This is a genomic window from Intrasporangium sp., from assembly GCF_035280925.1.
GTDB lineage: Bacteria > Actinomycetota > Actinomycetes > Actinomycetales > Dermatophilaceae > Intrasporangium.
In genome coordinates this window covers 18,526-36,568 of record NZ_DATEEY010000018.1, presented here as the reverse complement: position 1 = coordinate 36,568, position 18,043 = coordinate 18,526, and the positions used below count along the sequence as shown (strand labels likewise).

Sequence of the window (18,043 nt, the reverse complement as noted above, 5' to 3'; positions counted from 1 at the left end):
CTCAGCACCCGCGGCCCCTGCCTCCGTCTCGCCGAAGCGCGGCACACGGGAGAAGATGACACGCCTGCGCAAGCTCATCGCGAGCCGGATGGTCGAGTCACTCCAGGTGTCGGCACAGCTGACCACCGTCGTCGAGGTGGACCTGACCAAGGTGGCCCGCATCCGGGAGCGGTCGAAGAAGGACTTCCTGGCGCGCGAGGGCGTCAAGCTCAGCTTCTTGCCCTTCCTGGCGCTCGCCGCGACCGAGGCGCTCAAGGCGCACCCGATGGTCAACGCAAGCATCGAGGGCGACGAGGTGGTCCATCACGGCAGCGAGAACCTCTCCATCGCCGTGGACACCGACAAGGGGCTGATCGTCCCCGTGGTCAAGAACGCGGGCGACCTCAACATCGCGGGTCTGGCGCGGGCCATCGCCGACGTCGCGGATCGGACGCGGAACAACAAGATCACGCCCGACGACCTGGCCGGTGGCACGTTCACGATCACCAACACCGGCAGCAGGGGCGCGCTCTTCGACACACCGATCATCAACCAGCCGCAGGTCGCCATCCTCGGCACCGGTGCCATCGTCAAGCGACCGGTGGTCGTGACCGACCCCGATGGCGGCGAGACCATCGCGATCCGGTCGATGATGTACCTGGCCCTGACCTACGACCACCGGATCGTCGACGGTGCGGATGCGGCCCGGTTCCTGAACACCATGAAGACCCGCCTGGAAGAGGGCAACTTCGAGGCCTGAGGCCAATCGATCCAGGTCGAAGCGCGCCGCCGTCGCCCGGTCCTCCGGTGTGAAGGCGGCGCGCTTCGCCGTCAGCTCGTCCGACCCGGTGCGGACGGCGTCGTCCTGCCGTTCAGTCGGACCGTGTGGTGTTGATTGCCTCGATCCGCCACCCTTCGGCGCTCCTGACCAGGTCGAAGTCGAGCAGCTCCCCCTCCGCGGCAGGATGGGTGCGTCGGTCGCCGGAGCGGTCGACGACGACGTAGGCAGACCAGTCGACCCGGGCCCGGACGGTGGCCCGCTCGGCGTCACCGCCTGCCCAGGCGGACCCGGCCACGGTCAGGTGGAGGTCGGCGTAGCGGTTGCCGCCTCGGAGCAGTGTCTCGATGAGCTCGACGTCAGACTGGTGGGACCTCGAACCGGACCGATGGATGGCGTCCAGGCCCTGGAGGTCCCCGGCGACGAGGACGCCCGCCCGCTGGTCGGAGAGCCACTGCATCAGCTCCCTCGGGCGTGTCCTTGGAGCGGACCCATCGTGCTGGACCGATCCGGCAACCTGCGTGGTCGGCACCGCCTGCGTGGTTCGTGCAGCGCGTACGGTCTGGGCGGGCCGCCCCGTCCATGTGGGTGATGACGTGGACGCGGCCACGGCGGCCGCTTCCGCGTGAGCCCCGCCTGCGACGGCAGCGGGCCAGCGCCCGAGCAGCAGCCACGCTGCCCCGCCCACGACCAGGATGGCCAGCGCCGCGGCCAGAGCTCGCGGCCCGAACTGTTGGCGAGGGGCCTTCGGAACTGGCTGCTCGCGCGCGGCATCGACACGCAGCCGATGGGTCAGCGCAGACGCGTCGTCCGCACCCACGACGACCTCGACCGGCTCCGGCTGCACCGCGTCGTAGAGGAGGCGGGCAAGGCGCGTCGCCTCGGGCCGGCGGGCCGGGTCGGGATCGATGCTCGCCGCGACCACCTCTGCGAGCTCGCCGCCGACATGACTACGGACCGTGTCGAGATCCAGGCGCTGGACCGTGTCCGGGGCGCCGTAACCGGTAAGACAGAACCAGGCGACGGCACCCAGGGAGAACACGTCGCTGGCGGTTGTCGGAGCATCCCCCGCGCGCACCTCCGGGGCAATGAACCCCGCTGTGCCGCAGACCTCGCCGCCGTAGCCCATGACGCGAGCCGCCCCGAGGTCGAGCAGGAGCGGCCGGCCGGCCGCCGTGAGCATGATGTTGCCGGGCGAGATGTCGCCGTGGCTGCCACCGACGGCATGGAGGGCGGCCACCGCTTGGCAGATCGGCGTCAGGATCGTCACCACCTCTCCCGGCCGCAGCTGCCCGCGGGCGTGGACCATCGACCTCAGCGGCGCCCCGGTGACGAGGTCGAAGACGAGAGCCGTCCTGCCGTCCGAGAGCTCGACCACGTCACGCAGGGGCACGAGGTGCTCGTGCCGAACCGTCGAGAGCACCTGCTGCTCGACGGCCCAGCCAGACGGATCCCAGTCGGAGCCGGAACGGGGCACCTTGACGGCGACAGCGGCGCCGGCCCGGTCCACGCCCGCCCAGACGACGCTCGTGCCACCTTCTCCGACGATGCGCTCGAGCCGGTGGCCGGGAACCTCAGGTGGACTGGCGTCGAGGATGCTCACCAAGCCATCGTCACAGGGACGCTCTCAGCGCCGCGGCCGTCATCCACAGGCGCCGCCCACTGGGGTCAGGGTGCCTCGCCCGGCGTGAGGACCTCGACGACCCGCTGACCCTCGTGACTGACACGGGCCGCATCCACCACGGCAAGGACGTGGACCGCGTCCCGCGGGTCGACCGGCATCGCGGCCTGCGGATCGTCGGAGAGCAGCGCCGCGCCGACCGCCCGGTAGAAGTCCGACTGGTGGCACGGGCCGACGACCGGTCCCGGCTCCCGCGCGTCGCCGCGGATGACCCAGCCCACGGACTCCCCATCGTTCTCGAACCCACCGAAGGCGCTCACCTCGTCGAACTGTCGCCCGATGACGTATGCGCCCGTCGACCCCATCAGCCGCGCCCGCGGCCCGGGAGCACCGTTGACCGACGATGCCATGACGTGACTGACCACGCCGGAAGTATGACGGCACGCGACAAAGAAGTCGTCCTCCGCCACAACGGTCCGCGAGAAGACCTCCGCATAGACGGAGTCCACCTCGCCGTGCAGGATCACGGCCTGGTCGAGCAGGTGCGCTCCCAGGTCGAGGAGCAGCCCGGCCCCCTCCTCGGCGGTCTGGGTCTCCCTCCACCGTTGCTTGGGCTCGGGCCGCCACCGGTCCCAGCGGTACTCCGCACGTCGGATCTCACCGACGAGCCCACCGTCCCGGACGGCCAGCAGTGCGGCCAGCTCGGGGTCGTACCGCCGGTTCTGGAAGACGGTCAGAGGCACCCCACGATGGGCGGCCAGGTCCACGATCCGGCCCGCCTCGCTGGCGTTGACCGCGAGCGGCTTGTCCACCACGAGGGCGATGCCGGCCTCGACCACGCGCACCGCGTGCTCGGCGTGCAGTCCCGTCGGCGTCGTCAGCACGACCAGATCAAGACCGCCTTCGTCCAGCATCGCGTCCAGGTCAGTGACCACGCGCGCCCCCCGGAGCTCGGTCTCGACCTGGGCCACCCGCTCGGGACTCGACGTCGACACGACGGCGACCTCCAGCCCCGCACCCAACAGCGCCGGCACGTGGAACTGTCGACCGCCCACTCCGTACCCGGCGAGCCCGACGCGAAGGGAACGGTTCCCGGGAAGCGAGCTCAGCGGCATACGGCCACCTTAGAGCGAGCGCGGCAGGGCACCCGGGCCACGCGGCGTACCCTGACCGCATGCAGTTCGTGCACCTCGGCCTCGACCCCGACTTCGTCGACTACGAGCACGCCTGGGAGGTACAACGGGAGACCCACGCCAGGGTCGTCGAGGGCGCGGAGCCCGACACGATCTACCTCCTCGAGCACGCAGCCGTCTACACCGCGGGCAAGCGCACGGAGCCGCACGAGCGACCCAAGGACGGCACCCCGGTCATCGACGTCGACCGGGGCGGCAAGATCACGTGGCACGGACCGGGGCAGATCACCGGCTACCCCATCGTCCGCCTGCCCGCACCGATCGACGTCGTCGGCTACGTCCGGGCGCTCGAGGAGATGATGATCGGCGTGTGCGCCGACTTCGGCGTCGAGGCCGGCCGGGTCGAGGGCGAGAGCGGCACGTGGATCGCCGCCGACGACCGCGGGCCGCGGCGCAAGATCGGCGCCATCGGCATCCGGGTCAGCCGGCAGGTCGCGATGCACGGCTTCGCCTTCAACTGCAACCCCGACCTGTCATGGGGTGCGGTCATCATCCCGTGCGGCATCGTCGGCGCCGGCGTCACGTCGCTGTCCTTCGAGCTCGGACGTGACGTCACCGTGCCGGAGGTGCTGCCCCACATCGAGAAGCATCTGGGCGACATCATCCCCGCTCTCGAACCGAACCGGAGGGTGTCCGCCTGACGCCCGGGCCCCGCCCCACTAGGGTGAGCACGCCATCACACACAGGGGGTTCCATGGACGTTGCCGTCCAGACGGTCAGTCTGCGCAAGAGCTACCTCGGCAGGGGAGGTCGCAGGGTCGCGGTGCAGGGCCTGACGATGACCGTCCCAGCCGGCGGTGTGCACGGCTTTCTCGGCCCCAACGGCTCTGGGAAGACGACGACGATCCGGATGCTGCTCGGCCTCATCCGCCCCGACTCCGGCACCGCGGAGCTCTTCGGGCGACGGGTGCCGAAGGAGCTACCCCAGGTCATCGACCGGGTCGGCGCGATCGTCGAGTCACCGAAGTTCTTCCCCGCCTTCACCGGCCGCCAGAACCTCCGCCTCCTCGCCGACGCCATCGGGACGCCGCGGCCGCGCATCGACGAGGTCCTCGAGGTGACGCATCTCAGGGACCGCGGCCGGGACCGCTACGCCGGCTACTCGCTCGGCATGAAGCAGCGCCTCGCCATCGCGGCCACCCTGCTCAAGGACCCGGAGCTGCTCATCTTCGACGAGCCGACCAACGGCCTCGACCCGGCGGGTATCCGCGAGGTGCGCGACACGATGCTCACCCTTGGCAGGGCGGGCAAGACGATCCTGGTCAGCTCGCACATCCTCGCGGAGGTCGAGCACGTGGCCGACACCGTGACCATCATCGGCCACGGGCGGACCCTCGCCGAGGGTGCCGTCACCGAGATCCTCGGAGGCGGCGGCGCGCCGCAGGTCCGCATCGGCATCTCCTCACCGGGACAGGCGGAGGACGTCCTCTCGACCGCGGGACTGCGCGTCACCCGCGAGGGCGAGCACCTCCTGGTGACGGGTGCGGAGGACCCCGCCGAGATCACCAAGGTCCTCGCCGGCCATGGCCTCTACGTCCGGGAGCTGACGCCGATCCGGCCGGACCTCGAGTCCGCCTTCCTCTCGCTCACCGCCGACGAGGGCCTCGGCTCGGACGCCGATCGAGACGCCGGCGGCCTCGCGACGGGGGGTGCGGCATGAGCCACACCCTGATCACGCCGGACTCCCAGGCCAAGTCGCACACGCGCCCGAGGGGCACGTCGTTCCTCGGCCTGGTCGGGGTCGAGCTGCGCCGCCTCTGGTGGCGCCGCCTGACCAAGGCGGTGCTCGTCGGCGTCGTCGCGTTCACCGGCCTCATGGTCTACAACGTCTACAACCAGAGCTCGCCGGAGACCTTGGCCCAGAGGCTGGACGAGTACCAGGCCATGGTTGCCGATGCCGAGCGCCAGAAACAGGAGATGGAGGCCAACCTCCCGACGATGATCGCGGAGTGCCGCGAGGCGGAGGCAGCCGAGCGGGAGCGGACCGGCGACGGATCGATCGACTTCCACTGCGAGCAGATCGGCGAGTTCCAGGCGCCCACGATGGAGGACGTGGGCATCTCGCTCCCGATCGCCGACACCATCACCGCCGAGCTCGTCCCCTATGCCACGTTCGCCTACGCGTTCCTCGTGCTCCTTCTCATGGGCAGCTTCGTCGCCGCCGAGTTCTCCACCGGTGCCCTCGGCAACTGGCTCACCTTCAAGCCGCAGCGCGTCAGAGTCGCCCTGAGCAAGCTCGCGGCAGCGGGCGTCGGCGGTGCGCTGACGGCCGCGCTGGGTCTCGGCCTGCTCATCCTCGGCGCCCGGATGGTCGCCACGATCAACCGACCGGACTCCGCCCTGCAGCTCCCCGCGCCGCCACCGCTGGAGGACCCGGTCGCCCAGCTGGTGCTCCGCGCCGTCCTCGTCGTCGTCGCGGCAGGTCTGCTGGGCGCCGCACTCGCGCTGCTCCTTCGGCACACGGCCGGGCTCGTCGGCCTCCTGCTCGGCTACCTCGTCGTGGTCGAGTTCATCGCGGTCCAGGCGTTCCTCGGCGGTCGGCTCACCCCGTGGGCCATCATGCCCAACGCCAGCGCGTTCCTCGACAAGGGCCACGAGTACATGGCGGAGACGTGCACCACCGTCGAGGGCAACCGGTCGTGCACCTTCGGCATGCAGGAGGTCAGCTACACGCACGGCTGGGTCTACCTGCTCGTCCTCGTCCTCGGGCTCTCGACGGCGGCAGTCCTCGTGTTCCGACGTCGCGACGTCACCTGACCTCATGCTCCGGCCGCCACAGGCCATCGAGCGGTATGCCGCTGGGCTCGCGCCTCGTCGAGTGTGCACTCTCGACGGGGACCCTCCCATTGAGCCGTATGCCGCTGGGCTCGGGCCTCGTCGGGTGTGCACTTCGCACGGGGGCCCTCCCATCGAGTAGCACTTCGCGTCGCGCACCTCGGCGCGAAGTGCACTCTCGACGAAGACCCAGCCCGAGCGCGAAGTGCACACTCGACGGGGACCCAGCCCGCGCGCGGCGTAGGCTGCGGTGAGGCCGGCAAACCCGGCAACCCCTGCCCCCAACGAAGGAGCCGCCGTGACTGTCGCACCTGACGGTCGTCGCCTGCTGCGCGTCGAGGCGCGCAACGCGGAGACCCCCATCGAGCGCAAGCCGTCGTGGATCCGCACGACTGCGAAGATGGGGCCCGAGTTCACGGCGCTGCACTCGATGGTCAAGGGCGAAGGGCTGCACACGGTGTGCCAGGAGGCGGGCTGCCCCAACATCTTCGAGTGCTGGGAGGACCGCGAGGCGACCTTCCTCATCGGGGGCGACACCTGTACCCGACGCTGCGACTTCTGTGACATCGCCACCGGGCGGCCGCAGGCCCTCGACCTCGACGAGCCGAGACGCGTTGCCGAGTCGGTGCACCGGATGGGCCTGCGCTACTCCACGGTCACGGGCGTGGCTCGTGACGACCAGCCGGACGGCGCAGCCGGGCTGTATGCGGAGACGATCCGACAGATCCACCAGCTCAACCCCAACACCGGTGTCGAGATCCTGCCGCCGGACTTCGGTGCGAAGCCGGAGCTGGTCGGCCAGGTCTTCGACGCCCGGCCGGAGGTCTTCGCGCACAACCTCGAGACGGTGCCCCGGATCTTCAAGCGGATCCGCCCGGCGTTCACCTACGAGAAGTCCCTGCGCGTGCTGACGATGGCCCGCGAGGCGGGGCTCGTCACCAAGTCCAACCTCATCCTCGGCATGGGCGAGACCGACGCCGAGATCGAGTCGGCGATCCGCGACCTGCACGACGCCGGCTGCGACATCCTCACCATCACGCAGTACCTGCGGCCCTCGAAGCTGCACCACCCGATCGACCGCTGGGTCAAGCCCGAGGAGTTCGTCCACTGGTCCGACGTGGCGGAGGACCTCGGGTTCAAGGGCGTCATGGCCGGCCCGCTCGTCCGCTCGTCCTACCGGGCCGGGCGGCTCTGGGCCACCGCGATGCGCAAGTGGGGGCGGCCGATCCCCGAGCACCTGGGGCACCTTGCCGACGCGGCGGAGTCGCCCGCCCGCCAGGAGGCGGCGTCGTTGGTGGCCCGCGCTGCGGGCGCCGTATCCTGATCCGCATGGCACGCAACAAGGACGGCGACGCGAAGGCGCCCAAGGAGAAGAAGACCGGGCGGCTGGCCCAGATCTGGCAGGTCTTCAAGATCACGAGGCAGCAGGACCCACTCGTCGGGTGGTACATGCTGCTCGCCTTCCTCGTCACGTTCGGCGTCATCCTCGTCGTCGGCCTCTTGCTCAACCTCGGGTGGATCTTCGCCGTCTTCGGCGTGATGAGCGGCATTCTCGTCGCGACGATCGTGATGAGCCGCCGGGCCGAGCGGGCTGCCTACCGTCAGATCGAGGGCCAGACCGGCGCCGCGGGTGCCGCCCTGACGTCGATCCGCCGAGGCTGGTACACCGACCGCGAGCCGGTGGCGGCGGACGTCAACCGTCCCGGTGACTTCACGTCAGCCGCCGTGGTCTACCGCGCGCTGGGCAGGGCCGGAGTCGTGCTCGTCGGTGAGGGACCCACCGGCCGGGTGCAGAAGCTGCTCGTCGCCGAGAAGAAGCGGGTCGAGCGTGTCGCGCCGGGTGTGCCGGTCACGCTGATGCGTGTCGGCAACGGCGAGGACGAGGTGCCGATCAGCAAGCTGGCGAGCAAGGTCCAGCGGCTGCGCCCCCAGATCACCAAGGACGAGATGTCCGTGGTGAACAAGCGCCTCAAGTCGCTCGGCGGGATGAAGGCCCCGCTCCCCAAGGGCATCGACCCGACGCGCGCCCGCATGGATCGGAAGGCGCTGCGCGGCAAGTAGCCCCGGCCGAGTCGGCCACGTCAGCGGGTGCGGACGATGACCGTGTTGGGCACCTTGTCGTGCAGGCCGCGGCCGTCCCGGTCCCAGATCACCGCCGGGATCGCGAGGCAGAGCAGCGCGGTCCGGATGACCGCCTGCACCAACGTCGCCCGCCCGCCCATGACGTTCCGGACCTGCAGGCCCATGGAACGGTGCCCGATCGTGGTCCCCAGCGTCCCGACGAGCAGGATGTTCATCAGGGCAAAGATGCCGAGCACGATGAAGTTCTGACCACCCGTGGCCGTCTCCTCGGAGAACGGCAGCGGCACCTGGAACAGACCCCGGGCGATGACGAGCGCGATGACCCAGTCGATGATGATGCCGCAGAGGCGTCGTCCGAACCGGGCGATCGAGCTCGGGCCGTGCTCCGGTAGGCCGAGGCGCTGGCCCGGCCATTCCCCCTCGCCGGCGGTTCTCGATCGGGGGCCCTCGAGCCAGGAGCCAACATCCTCGCGGTCAACCACGTGCCCAGCCTAACGATCCGTGCGAAGACGAGCCCAGCGGCATACGGCATGGCCTGCCGTTAACACGCGGGAAACATTCGGGTCATGGCCGGGAAATCGGGCCCAGTTACCGTCCTCGACGACAGCATCCACATCAGGAGGTTTGATGTTCAGCTCAGCTGATGAGGTCCTCGCGTTCATCGCGGACGAGGACGTCAAGTTCGTCGACATTCGGTTCTGCGATCTGCCCGGTGTCATGCAGCACTTCAACGTGCCGGCTGAGTCGGTCGACAAGGAGTTCTTCACCGTCGGGCAGATGTTCGACGGGTCCTCGATCCGCGGGTTCCAGGCGATCCACGAGTCGGACATGAAGCTCGTCCCGGATCCGGCCACCGCGTTCGTCGACCCCTTCCGCACCGAGAAGACGCTCGTCATGAACTTCTCGATCCTCGACCCGTTCACCGACGAGCGCTACAGCCGCGACCCCCGCAACATCGCCCTCAAGGCCGAGGAGTACCTCAAGTCGACGGGCATCGCCGACACCGCCTACTTCGGCGCCGAGGCAGAGTTCTACGTCTTCGACGACGTCCGCTTCGAGACGAAGCAGAACGCCGGCTACTACTTCATCGACTCCGTCGAGGCCGCATGGAACACCGGCCGTGTGGAGGAGGGCGGCAACCGCGGCTACAAGACCCGCTACAAGGGCGGCTACTTCCCGGTCTCGCCCGTCGACCACTTCGCCGACCTGCGCGACCAGGTCTGCATCCGGCTCAAGAACGTGGGCCTCAACGTCGAGCGCAGCCACCACGAGGTGGGCACGGCCGGCCAGATGGAGATCAACTACCGGTTCAACACGCTGCTCCACTCGGGCGACGACATGATGAAGTTCAAGTACGTCGTCAAGAACGAGGCCTGGGCTGCCGGCAAGTCAGCGACCTTCATGCCGAAGCCGCTCTTCGGTGACAATGGCTCCGGGATGCACACCCACCAGTCGCTGTGGAAGGACGGGGAACCGCTCTTCTACGACGAGCGCGGCTACGGCGGCCTGTCGGACCTCGCCCGGTGGTACATCGGCGGCCTGCTCAAGCACGCCGCGTCGCTGCTCGCCTTCACCAACCCGACGATCAACTCCTACCACCGCCTCGTGCCCGGCTACGAGGCTCCAGTCAACCTGGTCTACTCGGCTCGCAACCGCTCGGCCTGCGTCCGCATCCCGATCACCGGGACCTCGCCGAAGGCCAAGCGCATCGAGTTCCGCGTGCCGGACCCGTCGGCGAACCCGTACCTGTCCTTCGCGGCCCAGCTGATGGCGGGGCTGGACGGGATCAAGAACCGCATCGAGCCGCCGGAGCCGATCGACAAGGACCTCTACGAGCTCCCCCCCGAGGAGCACGCGGCCATCGAGCAGGTGCCCGGCTCCCTCCCCGAGGTGCTCAACGCGCTGGAGGCCGACCACGACTACCTCCTCGAGGGCGACGTCTTCACCAAGGACCTCGTCGAGGCGTGGATCGAGTACAAGCGCAAGAACGAGGTGGACCCGATCCGCTTCCGTCCGCACCCGCACGAGTTCGAGATGTACTACGACCTGTGACGAGGTAGCCCTGCGTTGAGGATCGACGTCCACGTGACGGTGGCGTCGTCCGCGGTGAAGTCGACGGCGACCTCCCCGCGCCGGGCATACTGTGCGACATCGAACCGCGCGTCGCCGCCTGTCCGGAGCACCTGCCACGCCAGATCTGGCCTCCTCCCCAAGGCGTGCTCGATCTGGTCGGTGAGTGGACCCGGGCACGCGACCGGAACCGACCAGCACACTGACCGTGAACTCGTATCCTGCTCCGCCAGGCGGAGCAGGATACGAGCCCTCGGGCCCCTCAGCGGCCGTGCTGGAGGCCGGTCGGGGCGCCCGGCGATGAGAGTCACCCAGTGGGAGCTGGTTCGCGAGCGAGCCGCGGCTGGTGGCACGGCCCAGCTCACCGAACAGTGGTGGCCGTGGTACGAGTTCACCCTCGACATGCGGCTCCGGACCACGTCCTTCGCCCTGCGGCCGAATGTCGACGGCGGCACCCTCGTGGTCGATCGTCGCAATGCAGCCAGGTCAGCCGCGTCTGGAGGCGGGCTCACGGCATCGGTGAGCCCGACCCAGGGATCTCGCGGCCAACGCCTGAGTGGTCGCCCACCGTCGGGTTCCACGCCAGGGTGCGGCAGCGCGCTCGAACTCAGCCGCCCGGAGAGGGCAGAGCAGGGGTGGAAGCGAGCCCAGCGGCATACGGCATGGAGGGGCGCTCAGGCGGCCCGTGTCGAGCGGGACGTCGCGTAGGCGTGCTCGACGGTCGCGTTGACGTGCCTGTGCGGCCACCTCAGGCCCAGCGCGACGATGAGGACAAGGCAGATGGCGGAGCAGATCGCGACGCCGAGGTACGGGTTGGTGTGCTGGCCGACCCAGCCGGCCCCGAGGTAGCTGGCGCCGGCTGCCGCGACGGCGACTGAGCCGGCGAGGCTGAAGATCCGGCCACGCATCGCGGGTGCGGTCGCCAGGGCGAAGGTGGCCTGGAGGGGCACCATGAACGCCTGGAGGAGTCCGCTGACGAAGAACAGCGCGACGACCACGGCGAGCGGGGGATGGAGCGCCGTGACCAGCAGCGGCACCGGCATCGCGAGGGCGAGCGGCACGATGGACGCGTTCTGGCGGTGCACGTCGAAACGACCGATGACGACGATGCCCACGACCGCGCCGACGATGGGCGTGGCCATGAGGACGCCACCCCACCCGTTGTCCCCGGCGATCGGGATGGCGAGCGCTTCCGGCGCCGCGATGCCGAGGCTTGCCACGGCACTGAGGGCCATGAGCCGGGCGAGCACCGGGTGACCCGCGAGGTCGCCGATGGCGCTGCCGAGATCGTGGACGAAGCCCCTCACCCCCTTGCCGCGGCTGCCGTGCACGGGTTGCCGTTGCACGACCACGAGGATCACGATGGCCGCGACGACGAACGTGCCGAAGTCGATGATCAGGCCCACACGGGGGCCAAGGAGGGCGACCAGGCCGCCACCGAGGGCGAGGCCCAGCGCCTGGTTGACCTGCTCCGCCATGGCCGTCAGCCCGACCGCCCGCGCGTAGAGCGGTCGATCGTGCTCGAAGAGGTCGGTGACGAGGACGAGGTTCGAGGCGCTGGCTGCCCCGCCGATCAGCTCGAGGAGGAAGAGCACCGCAAAGACCCACAGCAGCGACGCCGCCGTCATGACGAGCCACACGAGGGCGAGCACGCAGAGCGCCCGGGAGACATGGCTGACGACGAGAACGGACTTGTAGGGGAAGCGGTCCACGACCGGCCCGAGCAGACTGCGGCCGAGGAAGGTCGGCACGAAACTGATGGCGAGCGTCGTGGCGGTGGCCAGCGGTGAGCGGGTCCGCTCGAACACGACGGCCGCGATCGTCACCCGCGCGACGTAGTCCCCCCACATCGAGAAGGCGTTGACCAGGAAGATCGGCAGGTAGCCCGGAACACGGAGCATTTCCGCGTAGGAGGGTGCTCGTCTCTGGGCTCCCCGACTCTGGCTCACGGCACGACGCTACCCCGTGGTGGTGAGTCGTAAAAGTTGAAACCGGCGGCCGTTCGGGACCGGCGTGCCACGCGTCGCCAGTGCTCGACCAGGCCGCTCGCCTCGCCGGCGTGGCGGCCGATGATCCGGCCCATTCCGTCGGCGTCCCGGAGGACGTCGGGGACGCTGTCGACGAGGCGGCCGCGCCAGAGGACTCCGGCGTTGCGCAGCCTCGCGCCGAGCAGCCACGCCTCCCGCAGGGCCGCCGCGTCGGCGGCCGGAACCAGGCCCTCCGCCTCGAGAGCGCCCAGCGCGGGCAGGGTCGCGGTGACGCGGAGGCTCGGTGTTCCGTGGGCATGCATGAGCTGGTGGAGCTGCACGGTCCACTCGACGTCCGTGAGCCCACCGCGGCCGAGCTTGATGTGGGTGCCCGGGTCGGCCCCGCGGGGCAGCCGCTCCGACTCCATGCGCGCCTTGAGCAGGCGGATGTCGCGGACCTGGCCCGCCCCCAGTCCCCCCTCCGGCCAGCGGAGCGGGTTGATCAGCTCGAGGAAGTCGAGGGCGAGGTCGTCAGGCCCAGCCACTGGCGCCGCACGAAGCAGCGCCTGGGACTCCCACGTCAGCGCCCACCGGTCGTAGTAGGTGCGGTAGGCCTCGAGGCTGCGGACGAGTGGGCCGTTCCTGCCCTCCGGACGCAGGTCCGCGTCGAGCGGGAGGGGCGGCTCGGAAGCCCCACCTGTGAGCAGCTTCTTCAGCTCCTGGACGACGAGGGTCGCCCTGGCCTGCATGCCCGGCTCGTCGGCTGACTCGTCACCGGCATCATGGGCGCGGTACACGAACATGACGTCGGCGTCCGAGGCGTAGCCCATCTCGCCGCCGCCGAAGCTGCCCATTCCCACGACGAGCAGGGCGCCCCCAAGCGGCACGCCCTCTCGCCGCTCCACCTCAGCCGCCGCGGCCTCGAGGGACACGGCGATCGTGGCGGCGTTGACATCGGTCAGGGCGGCGCCGACCTGGAGTACGTCGAGCTCTCCGGCGAGATCGGCCATGACGACGCGCAGCACCTCGTTCTGCCGGATGGCCCGGACGGCGAGGATGGCGTCGGCCCCGCTCTCGCGGCGGCTCGCGGCGGCGCGCATCGTCGCCGTGAGGGCCTCCCGGGACCGCGGCTCGAGGCCGCCGGGCTCACCGAGCATCGACACGCTGTCGGGAGAGCGGACGAGCAGGTCCGCGGCGTAGCGGCTCCGGGCGAGGCTGTGGGCCAAGCGATCCGCCGCACGTCCCTCGTCGCGGAGCATCTTGAGGTACCAGTGCGTCGCCCCGAGCGCGTCGGAGACGCGACGGAACGAGAGCAACCCGGCATCGGGGTCGGCCTCGTCGGCGAACCAGCCGAGCATGACGGGAAGCAGCTGCCGCTGGATCGCCGCGCGGCGGCTCACACCGGTGGTGAGCGCCTCGATGTGGCGTAGTGCGCCGGCCGGGTCCCGGAAGCCGAGGGCGCGGAGCCGCTCGCGCGCGGCCTCCGGCGAGAGGCCGACCTCGTCGGGGCTGAGCCGGGCGACGGCAGCGAGGAGCGGCCGGTAGAAGAGCCGCTCGTGGATCCGGCGAACCTCCCGGGCGACGGCCTGGCGGTCGGCGACGACCGCCTCCGCGGGATGCGTCCGGTGCCCCATCGCCCGTCCGAGCCTGCGCAGGTCGGCCGGGTTGTCGGGCATGGTGTGGGTGCGCCGCAGGCGGTGCAGCTGGATCCGGTGCTCGAGGCAGCGCAGGTGCCGGTAGGCCCGGTCGAGGGTGGCCGCGTCGTCACGCGCGACGTAGCCGCCCTTGGCCAGGGCCGACAGGGCCTCGAGCGTCGTGGCCGACCGGAGCGACGGGTCGGTCCGGCCGTGGACGAGCTGGAGCAGCTGCACGCTGAACTCCACGTCGCGCAGTCCGCCGGGCCCGAGCTTGAGCTGTCGCGACGCCTCGTTGGCAGGCACGTGCTCCTCGACCCGCCGCCGCATCGCCTGGACGTCCTCGACGAAGTTCTCCCGGCTCGCGGCCTCCCAGACGAGCGGTGAGATCGCCTCCATGTAGCGCAGGCCGACCTGGCGGTCCCCCGCCGAGACCGACGCCTTGAGCAGCGCCTGGAACTCCCACGTCTTGGCCCACCGCTCGTAGTAGGCCCGGTGGCTGCCCACGGTGCGCACGAGCGGTCCCTGCCTGCCCTCGGGGCGAAGCGCGGCGTCGACGGGCCACAGCGCCCCCTCCTGGGTGTGCGCCGAGCAGGCCCGCATCGTGGCCGAGGCGAGCGCCGTGCCGACGCGAAGCGCCGTCTCCTCGTCGACCCGCTCGGCGGGCTCGGCCACGAAGATGACGTCGACGTCGCTGACGTAGTTGAGCTCGCCACCGCCGGTCTTGCCCATCCCGATGATCGCCAGACGGCACTGTTCATGCCCGTCGCCATACTCCTCGCGCGCGATCGTGAGAGCCGCCTCCAACGCGGCCTCGGCGAGCTCGGCGAGGGCCTCGCCGACCCTCGGCATGTCGGCGATCGGGTCCGTTGACGTGATGTCGCGGGCCGCGATCCGGAGCAGTCCCCGCCGGTAGGCGATGCGGAGCGCGTCGAGTGCCGTGGTGCCCCCGCGCTCCGTGGTCACGGCAGCCACCAGCTCGGCGCGGACTTCTGCTGCCGTGTGCCGCTGGGCCAGGGCGGCGTCCACCCAGTGGCCCGGGTGCCGCACGAGTTCGTCGACGAGCGCGGTCGAGGCCCCGAGGACGCCAAGCACCCGATCCCGCCCGGGTCCCCCGCCCAGCAGCTCCTCGACGAGGGATCGCAGGTCTGCCGGGTCGCCCTGACTCTGCAGCGCCTCGAGGACGCGGACGAGTCCGAGCAGCGCCTGGTCTGGGTCGGCGGTGTCCCCCGTGGCCTGGAGAAGGCTGGCTGGGAACCCGTCGCTCCCGTCGCTCCCGTCGATACCGTCGCCGCCGCGAAGGGCGGCCAGGGCTGGGTCCGCGAGGTGACTGGCGGCGCGGTCGGGATGCGCGAAGCCGAGCCGGGCGAGGGTGCCGGTGGTCGAGGTGGTGCGGGACATCGGGTGCCGGCCGCCGATCGGCTCAGAGGCGCGGCAGGTAGCGGTCGAGCTCGAAGCGCGACACGTCGTGCCGGTAGTCCTGCCACTCCTGTCGCTTGTTGCGCAGGAAGAATTCGAAGACGTGCTCCCCGAGCACCTCGGCGACGAGCTCGCTCTGCTGCATCTGCTCGATGGCGGACCCGAGCGCCTCCGGCAGCGGCTTGATGCCCATGGCCCGGCGCTCCGCGTCGGTGAGCTGCCACACGTCGTCCTCGGACTCCGGCGGCAGGTCGTAGCCCTCCTCGATGCCCTTGAGCCCGGCCCCGAGGATGACGGCATAGGCGAGGTATGGGTTGCACGCCGAGTCGAGCGAGCGCACCTCGATCCGGGTCGACTGACCCTTGCTCGGTTTGTACATCGGCACGCGCACGAGCGCCGAGCGGTTGTTGTGGCCCCAGGTCAGGTGGGCCGGGGCCTCTCCCCCGCCCCAGAGACGCTTGTACGAGTTGACCCACTGGTTCGTGACGGCAGTGATCTCGGCGCCGTGCATGATGAGGCCCGCGATGAACTGCCTCGCGATCTTGCTCAGCTGGTAGGGGGCGCCGGCCTCGTGGAACGCATTGGAGTCCCCCTCGAAGAGCGACACGTGGGTGTGCATGCCGGAACCGGGATGCTCCGCGAACGGCTTGGGCATGAAGGTCGCGTAGATGCCCTGTGACAGCGCGACCTCCTTGACGACCGTCCGGAAGGTCATGATGTTGTCGGCAGTGCTGAGCGCGTCGGCATAGCGCAGGTCGATCTCGTTCTGTCCGGGCGCACCCTCGTGGTGGCTGAACTCCACCGAGATGCCCATGTTCTCGAGCATCGTGATCGCCGCGCGTCGGAAGTCGTGGCCGGTGCCGTGGGGCACATGGTCGAAGTAGCCGGCGTCGTCGACAGGGACGGGCCGCCCGTCGGCGTCGGGCTCGGGCTTGAGCAGGAAGAACTCGATCTCGGGGTGGGTGTAGAAGGTGAACCCCAGGTCCGCCGCCTTGTCGAGGGCCCGCTGGAGCACGTGCCGCGGGTCGGCGAAGCTGGGCGACCCGTCGGGCATCTGGACCTCGCAGAACATCCGGGCCGTGCCGGGCGGGTCTCCGCGCCACGGCAGGATCTGGAAGGTCGAGGGGTCGGGCTTGGCCAGCATGTCCGCCTCGTAGACGCGCGCGAAGCCCTCGATCGCGGAACCGTCGAAGCCGATCCCCTCCGCGAAGGCGCCCTCGAGCTCGGCCGGCGCGACGGCCACGGACTTGAGCGTGCCGAGCACGTCGGTGAACCAGAGCCTGACGAAGCGGATGTCGCGCTCCTCGATGGTGCGCAGCACGAACTCTTCCTGACGGTTCATGTGTCGATCCTGCCGCATGCCTGTTTCCCCGATGTAACGGACACTCGCCCTGCGTATGCTCGCGCCATGACCGAGGCCCCCTCCGCCGAGCAGCCCAATCCGTACGGCGCCGGAGCCACACCCACCGCCGAGTCCCCACGGCGCGTGCGGATCCCGCACCTGCACGCCCTGAAGGTCCAGGGCCGTCGGTGGGCCATGCTCACCGCCTACGACATGTACTCGGCCCAGATCTTCGACGAGGCCGGGATCCCAGCGCTGCTCGTCGGCGACTCGGCCGGCAACAACGTCTACGGCCATGAGACGACGGTGCAGGTCACGGTGGACGAGCTGATCCCGCTCGTGCGGGCGGTCAGCCGCAACACCAGGCGGGCCCTCGTGATTGCCGACCTCCCGTTCGGCTCGTACGGCGGTTCCCTCGAGCAGGGGTTCGCCACGGCGGTCCGCTTCATGAAGGAGGGGCTGGCCCACGCCGTCAAGCTGGAGGGCGGCACGGCCATGGCCCCGCTCGTCGGGCTGCTCACGGCGGCGGGCATCCCCGTCATGGCCCATGTCGGCTTCACCCCGCAGAGCGAGCACCAGCTCGGCGGCTACCGCGTCCAGGGACGGGGCGAGGCAGCAGACCGGCTCGTCGACGAGGCGCGCGCCCTCGAGGCAGCCGGCGCGTTCGCCGTGGTGCTCGAGATGGTGCCGGCACCGGTGGCCGCTCGGGTGACCGAGGTCCTCACCATCCCCACGATCGGCATCGGTGCGGGGCCGCACACCGACGCGCAGGTCCTCGTCTGGAGCGACTTCGCCGGCCTGCGGGCCGGGAAGGCGCCCCGCTTCGTCAAGAAGTACGCAGATCTCCGCGGCACGCTCCTGGAGGCCGCCAGGGCCTACGCCGCTGACGTCGAGTCAGCCGCGTTCCCCGCCGCGGAGCACTCCTTCGACGCCTGAAGCCGATCGAGTGAACAACGATTTGGTCAGTCGTCGAGGCGCTCGTCGTCCCAGCCCGGCGCGGCGTTGCGTTGCTCCCACTCCCGGTCCTCCTCGTCCCACTTCTCGGTGCGGGCGCGGGCGGTCTCGAGCGCGTGGCGAGCCTCTTCCTCGGTGTCGTAGGGACCCATGACCCGCTCGCCGATGCTGCGGTTGGCGTCGGTCTCCACCTGACCGGTCCTGACGTTGTACCAGAAGCTCATCCCGC

The 18,043-nt window shown here is 70.3% G+C and carries 15 protein-coding genes; 8 read left to right on the top strand and 7 right to left on the bottom strand.

Features of this window, described 5'->3' with window-relative positions:
• Positions 1–739: 2-oxo acid dehydrogenase subunit E2 (locus VJN29_RS02330; RefSeq protein ID WP_324141884.1), on the top strand; the 739-nt coding region annotated here is incomplete at its 5' end.
• A 112-nt stretch (positions 740–851) separates the two neighbouring features.
• On the opposite strand, the gene VJN29_RS02325 is transcribed toward VJN29_RS02330, so the two are convergent.
• Positions 852–2,360 carry a serine/threonine-protein kinase gene (locus VJN29_RS02325; RefSeq protein ID WP_324141882.1) on the bottom strand — a complete coding sequence of 503 codons (1,509 nt, stop codon included), beginning with the start codon at positions 2,358–2,360 and terminating at the stop codon, positions 852–854.
• Positions 2,361–2,425: 65 nt separating this feature from the next.
• Positions 2,426–3,493 (bottom strand): Gfo/Idh/MocA family oxidoreductase, encoded by a 1,068-nt coding sequence (locus VJN29_RS02320; RefSeq protein ID WP_324141880.1) that lies wholly within the window; start codon positions 3,491–3,493, stop codon positions 2,426–2,428.
• A 59-nt stretch (positions 3,494–3,552) separates the two neighbouring features.
• Here VJN29_RS02320 and lipB point away from each other — a divergent pair, with 59 nt between their 5' ends.
• From lipB to VJN29_RS02295, 5 genes are all read left to right on the top strand, one after another.
• Positions 3,553–4,212 carry a lipoyl(octanoyl) transferase LipB gene (lipB, locus tag VJN29_RS02315; RefSeq protein ID WP_324141878.1) on the top strand — a complete coding sequence of 220 codons (660 nt, stop codon included), beginning with the start codon at positions 3,553–3,555 and terminating at the stop codon, positions 4,210–4,212.
• A gap of 53 nt (positions 4,213–4,265) precedes the next feature.
• A complete protein-coding gene (locus VJN29_RS02310; RefSeq protein ID WP_324141876.1) occupies positions 4,266–5,231 on the top strand; it encodes an ABC transporter ATP-binding protein in 966 nt (321 codons plus the stop codon).
• Positions 5,228–6,328: a hypothetical protein gene (locus VJN29_RS02305; RefSeq protein WP_324141874.1), complete on the top strand. Its 1,101-nt coding sequence runs from the start codon at positions 5,228–5,230 to the stop codon at positions 6,326–6,328. Before VJN29_RS02310 ends, VJN29_RS02305 begins: the two co-directional genes overlap by 4 nt.
• Positions 6,329–6,644: 316 nt before the next feature.
• Positions 6,645–7,670 carry a lipoyl synthase gene (gene lipA, locus VJN29_RS02300; protein ID WP_324141872.1) on the top strand — a complete coding sequence of 342 codons (1,026 nt, stop codon included), beginning with the start codon at positions 6,645–6,647 and terminating at the stop codon, positions 7,668–7,670.
• A 5-nt stretch (positions 7,671–7,675) separates the two neighbouring features.
• Positions 7,676–8,407: a DUF4191 domain-containing protein gene (locus VJN29_RS02295; protein WP_324141869.1), complete on the top strand. Its 732-nt coding sequence runs from the start codon at positions 7,676–7,678 to the stop codon at positions 8,405–8,407.
• Positions 8,408–8,427: 20 nt separating this feature from the next.
• On the opposite strand, the gene VJN29_RS02290 is transcribed toward VJN29_RS02295, so the two are convergent.
• Entirely contained in the window at positions 8,428–8,910 is a 483-nt protein-coding gene (locus VJN29_RS02290; protein WP_324141867.1) for an RDD family protein, read from the bottom strand.
• A 145-nt stretch (positions 8,911–9,055) separates the two neighbouring features.
• On the opposite strand from VJN29_RS02290, the gene glnA reads away from it, so the two are divergent.
• Positions 9,056–10,480, top strand: a complete 1,425-nt coding sequence (gene glnA / locus VJN29_RS02285) for a type I glutamate--ammonia ligase (protein WP_324141865.1) — start codon at positions 9,056–9,058, stop codon at positions 10,478–10,480.
• Between the two features lie 692 nt (positions 10,481–11,172).
• On the opposite strand, the gene VJN29_RS02280 is transcribed toward glnA, so the two are convergent.
• Genes VJN29_RS02280 through VJN29_RS02270 form a run of 3 tightly spaced genes read right to left on the bottom strand, consistent with a single transcriptional unit; the run spans position 11,173 to position 16,860 of the window.
• On the bottom strand, positions 11,173–12,399 hold the full coding sequence (locus VJN29_RS02280; protein WP_324141863.1) for an MFS transporter: 1,227 nt from the start codon (positions 12,397–12,399) through the stop codon (positions 11,173–11,175).
• A 44-nt stretch (positions 12,400–12,443) separates the two neighbouring features.
• Positions 12,444–15,500, bottom strand: coding sequence for a bifunctional [glutamine synthetase] adenylyltransferase/[glutamine synthetase]-adenylyl-L-tyrosine phosphorylase (locus VJN29_RS02275; RefSeq protein ID WP_324141861.1), 3,057 nt, complete (start codon positions 15,498–15,500; stop codon positions 12,444–12,446).
• A gap of 22 nt (positions 15,501–15,522) precedes the next feature.
• A complete protein-coding gene (locus VJN29_RS02270) occupies positions 15,523–16,860 on the bottom strand; it encodes a glutamine synthetase family protein (RefSeq protein ID WP_324141859.1) in 1,338 nt (445 codons plus the stop codon).
• 66 nt (positions 16,861–16,926) lie between these two features.
• Between VJN29_RS02270 and panB the strand changes: the two genes are divergently transcribed.
• Complete coding sequence (panB, locus tag VJN29_RS02265) at positions 16,927–17,796, top strand: 3-methyl-2-oxobutanoate hydroxymethyltransferase (protein WP_324141857.1); 870 nt, start codon at positions 16,927–16,929, stop codon at positions 17,794–17,796.
• A gap of 26 nt (positions 17,797–17,822) precedes the next feature.
• Here panB and VJN29_RS02260 read toward each other — a convergent pair whose 3' ends face one another.
• Positions 17,823–18,038 carry a methionine aminopeptidase gene (locus VJN29_RS02260; protein ID WP_324141855.1) on the bottom strand — a complete coding sequence of 72 codons (216 nt, stop codon included), beginning with the start codon at positions 18,036–18,038 and terminating at the stop codon, positions 17,823–17,825.
• Positions 18,039–18,043 lie beyond the last annotated feature (5 nt).

Excerpts from the sequence above, each read along its gene's own strand:
- VJN29_RS02320 (WP_324141880.1), bottom strand. The coding sequence starts at position 3,493 with ATGCCGCTGAGCTCGCTTCCCGGGAACCGTTCCCTTCGCGTCGGGCTC.
- lipB (WP_324141878.1), top strand. The coding sequence starts at position 3,553 with ATGCAGTTCGTGCACCTCGGCCTCGACCCCGACTTCGTCGACTACGAG.
- VJN29_RS02310 (WP_324141876.1), top strand. The coding sequence starts at position 4,266 with ATGGACGTTGCCGTCCAGACGGTCAGTCTGCGCAAGAGCTACCTCGGC.
- VJN29_RS02305 (WP_324141874.1), top strand. The coding sequence starts at position 5,228 with ATGAGCCACACCCTGATCACGCCGGACTCCCAGGCCAAGTCGCACACG.
- VJN29_RS02295 (WP_324141869.1), top strand. The coding sequence starts at position 7,676 with ATGGCACGCAACAAGGACGGCGACGCGAAGGCGCCCAAGGAGAAGAAG.
- glnA (WP_324141865.1), top strand. The coding sequence starts at position 9,056 with ATGTTCAGCTCAGCTGATGAGGTCCTCGCGTTCATCGCGGACGAGGAC.
- VJN29_RS02280 (WP_324141863.1), bottom strand. The coding sequence starts at position 12,399 with ATGCTCCGTGTTCCGGGCTACCTGCCGATCTTCCTGGTCAACGCCTTC.
- VJN29_RS02275 (WP_324141861.1), bottom strand. The coding sequence starts at position 15,500 with ATGTCCCGCACCACCTCGACCACCGGCACCCTCGCCCGGCTCGGCTTC.
- VJN29_RS02270 (WP_324141859.1), bottom strand. The coding sequence starts at position 16,860 with ATGAACCGTCAGGAAGAGTTCGTGCTGCGCACCATCGAGGAGCGCGAC.
- panB (WP_324141857.1), top strand. The coding sequence starts at position 16,927 with ATGACCGAGGCCCCCTCCGCCGAGCAGCCCAATCCGTACGGCGCCGGA.
- VJN29_RS02260 (WP_324141855.1), bottom strand. The coding sequence starts at position 18,038 with ATGAGCTTCTGGTACAACGTCAGGACCGGTCAGGTGGAGACCGACGCC.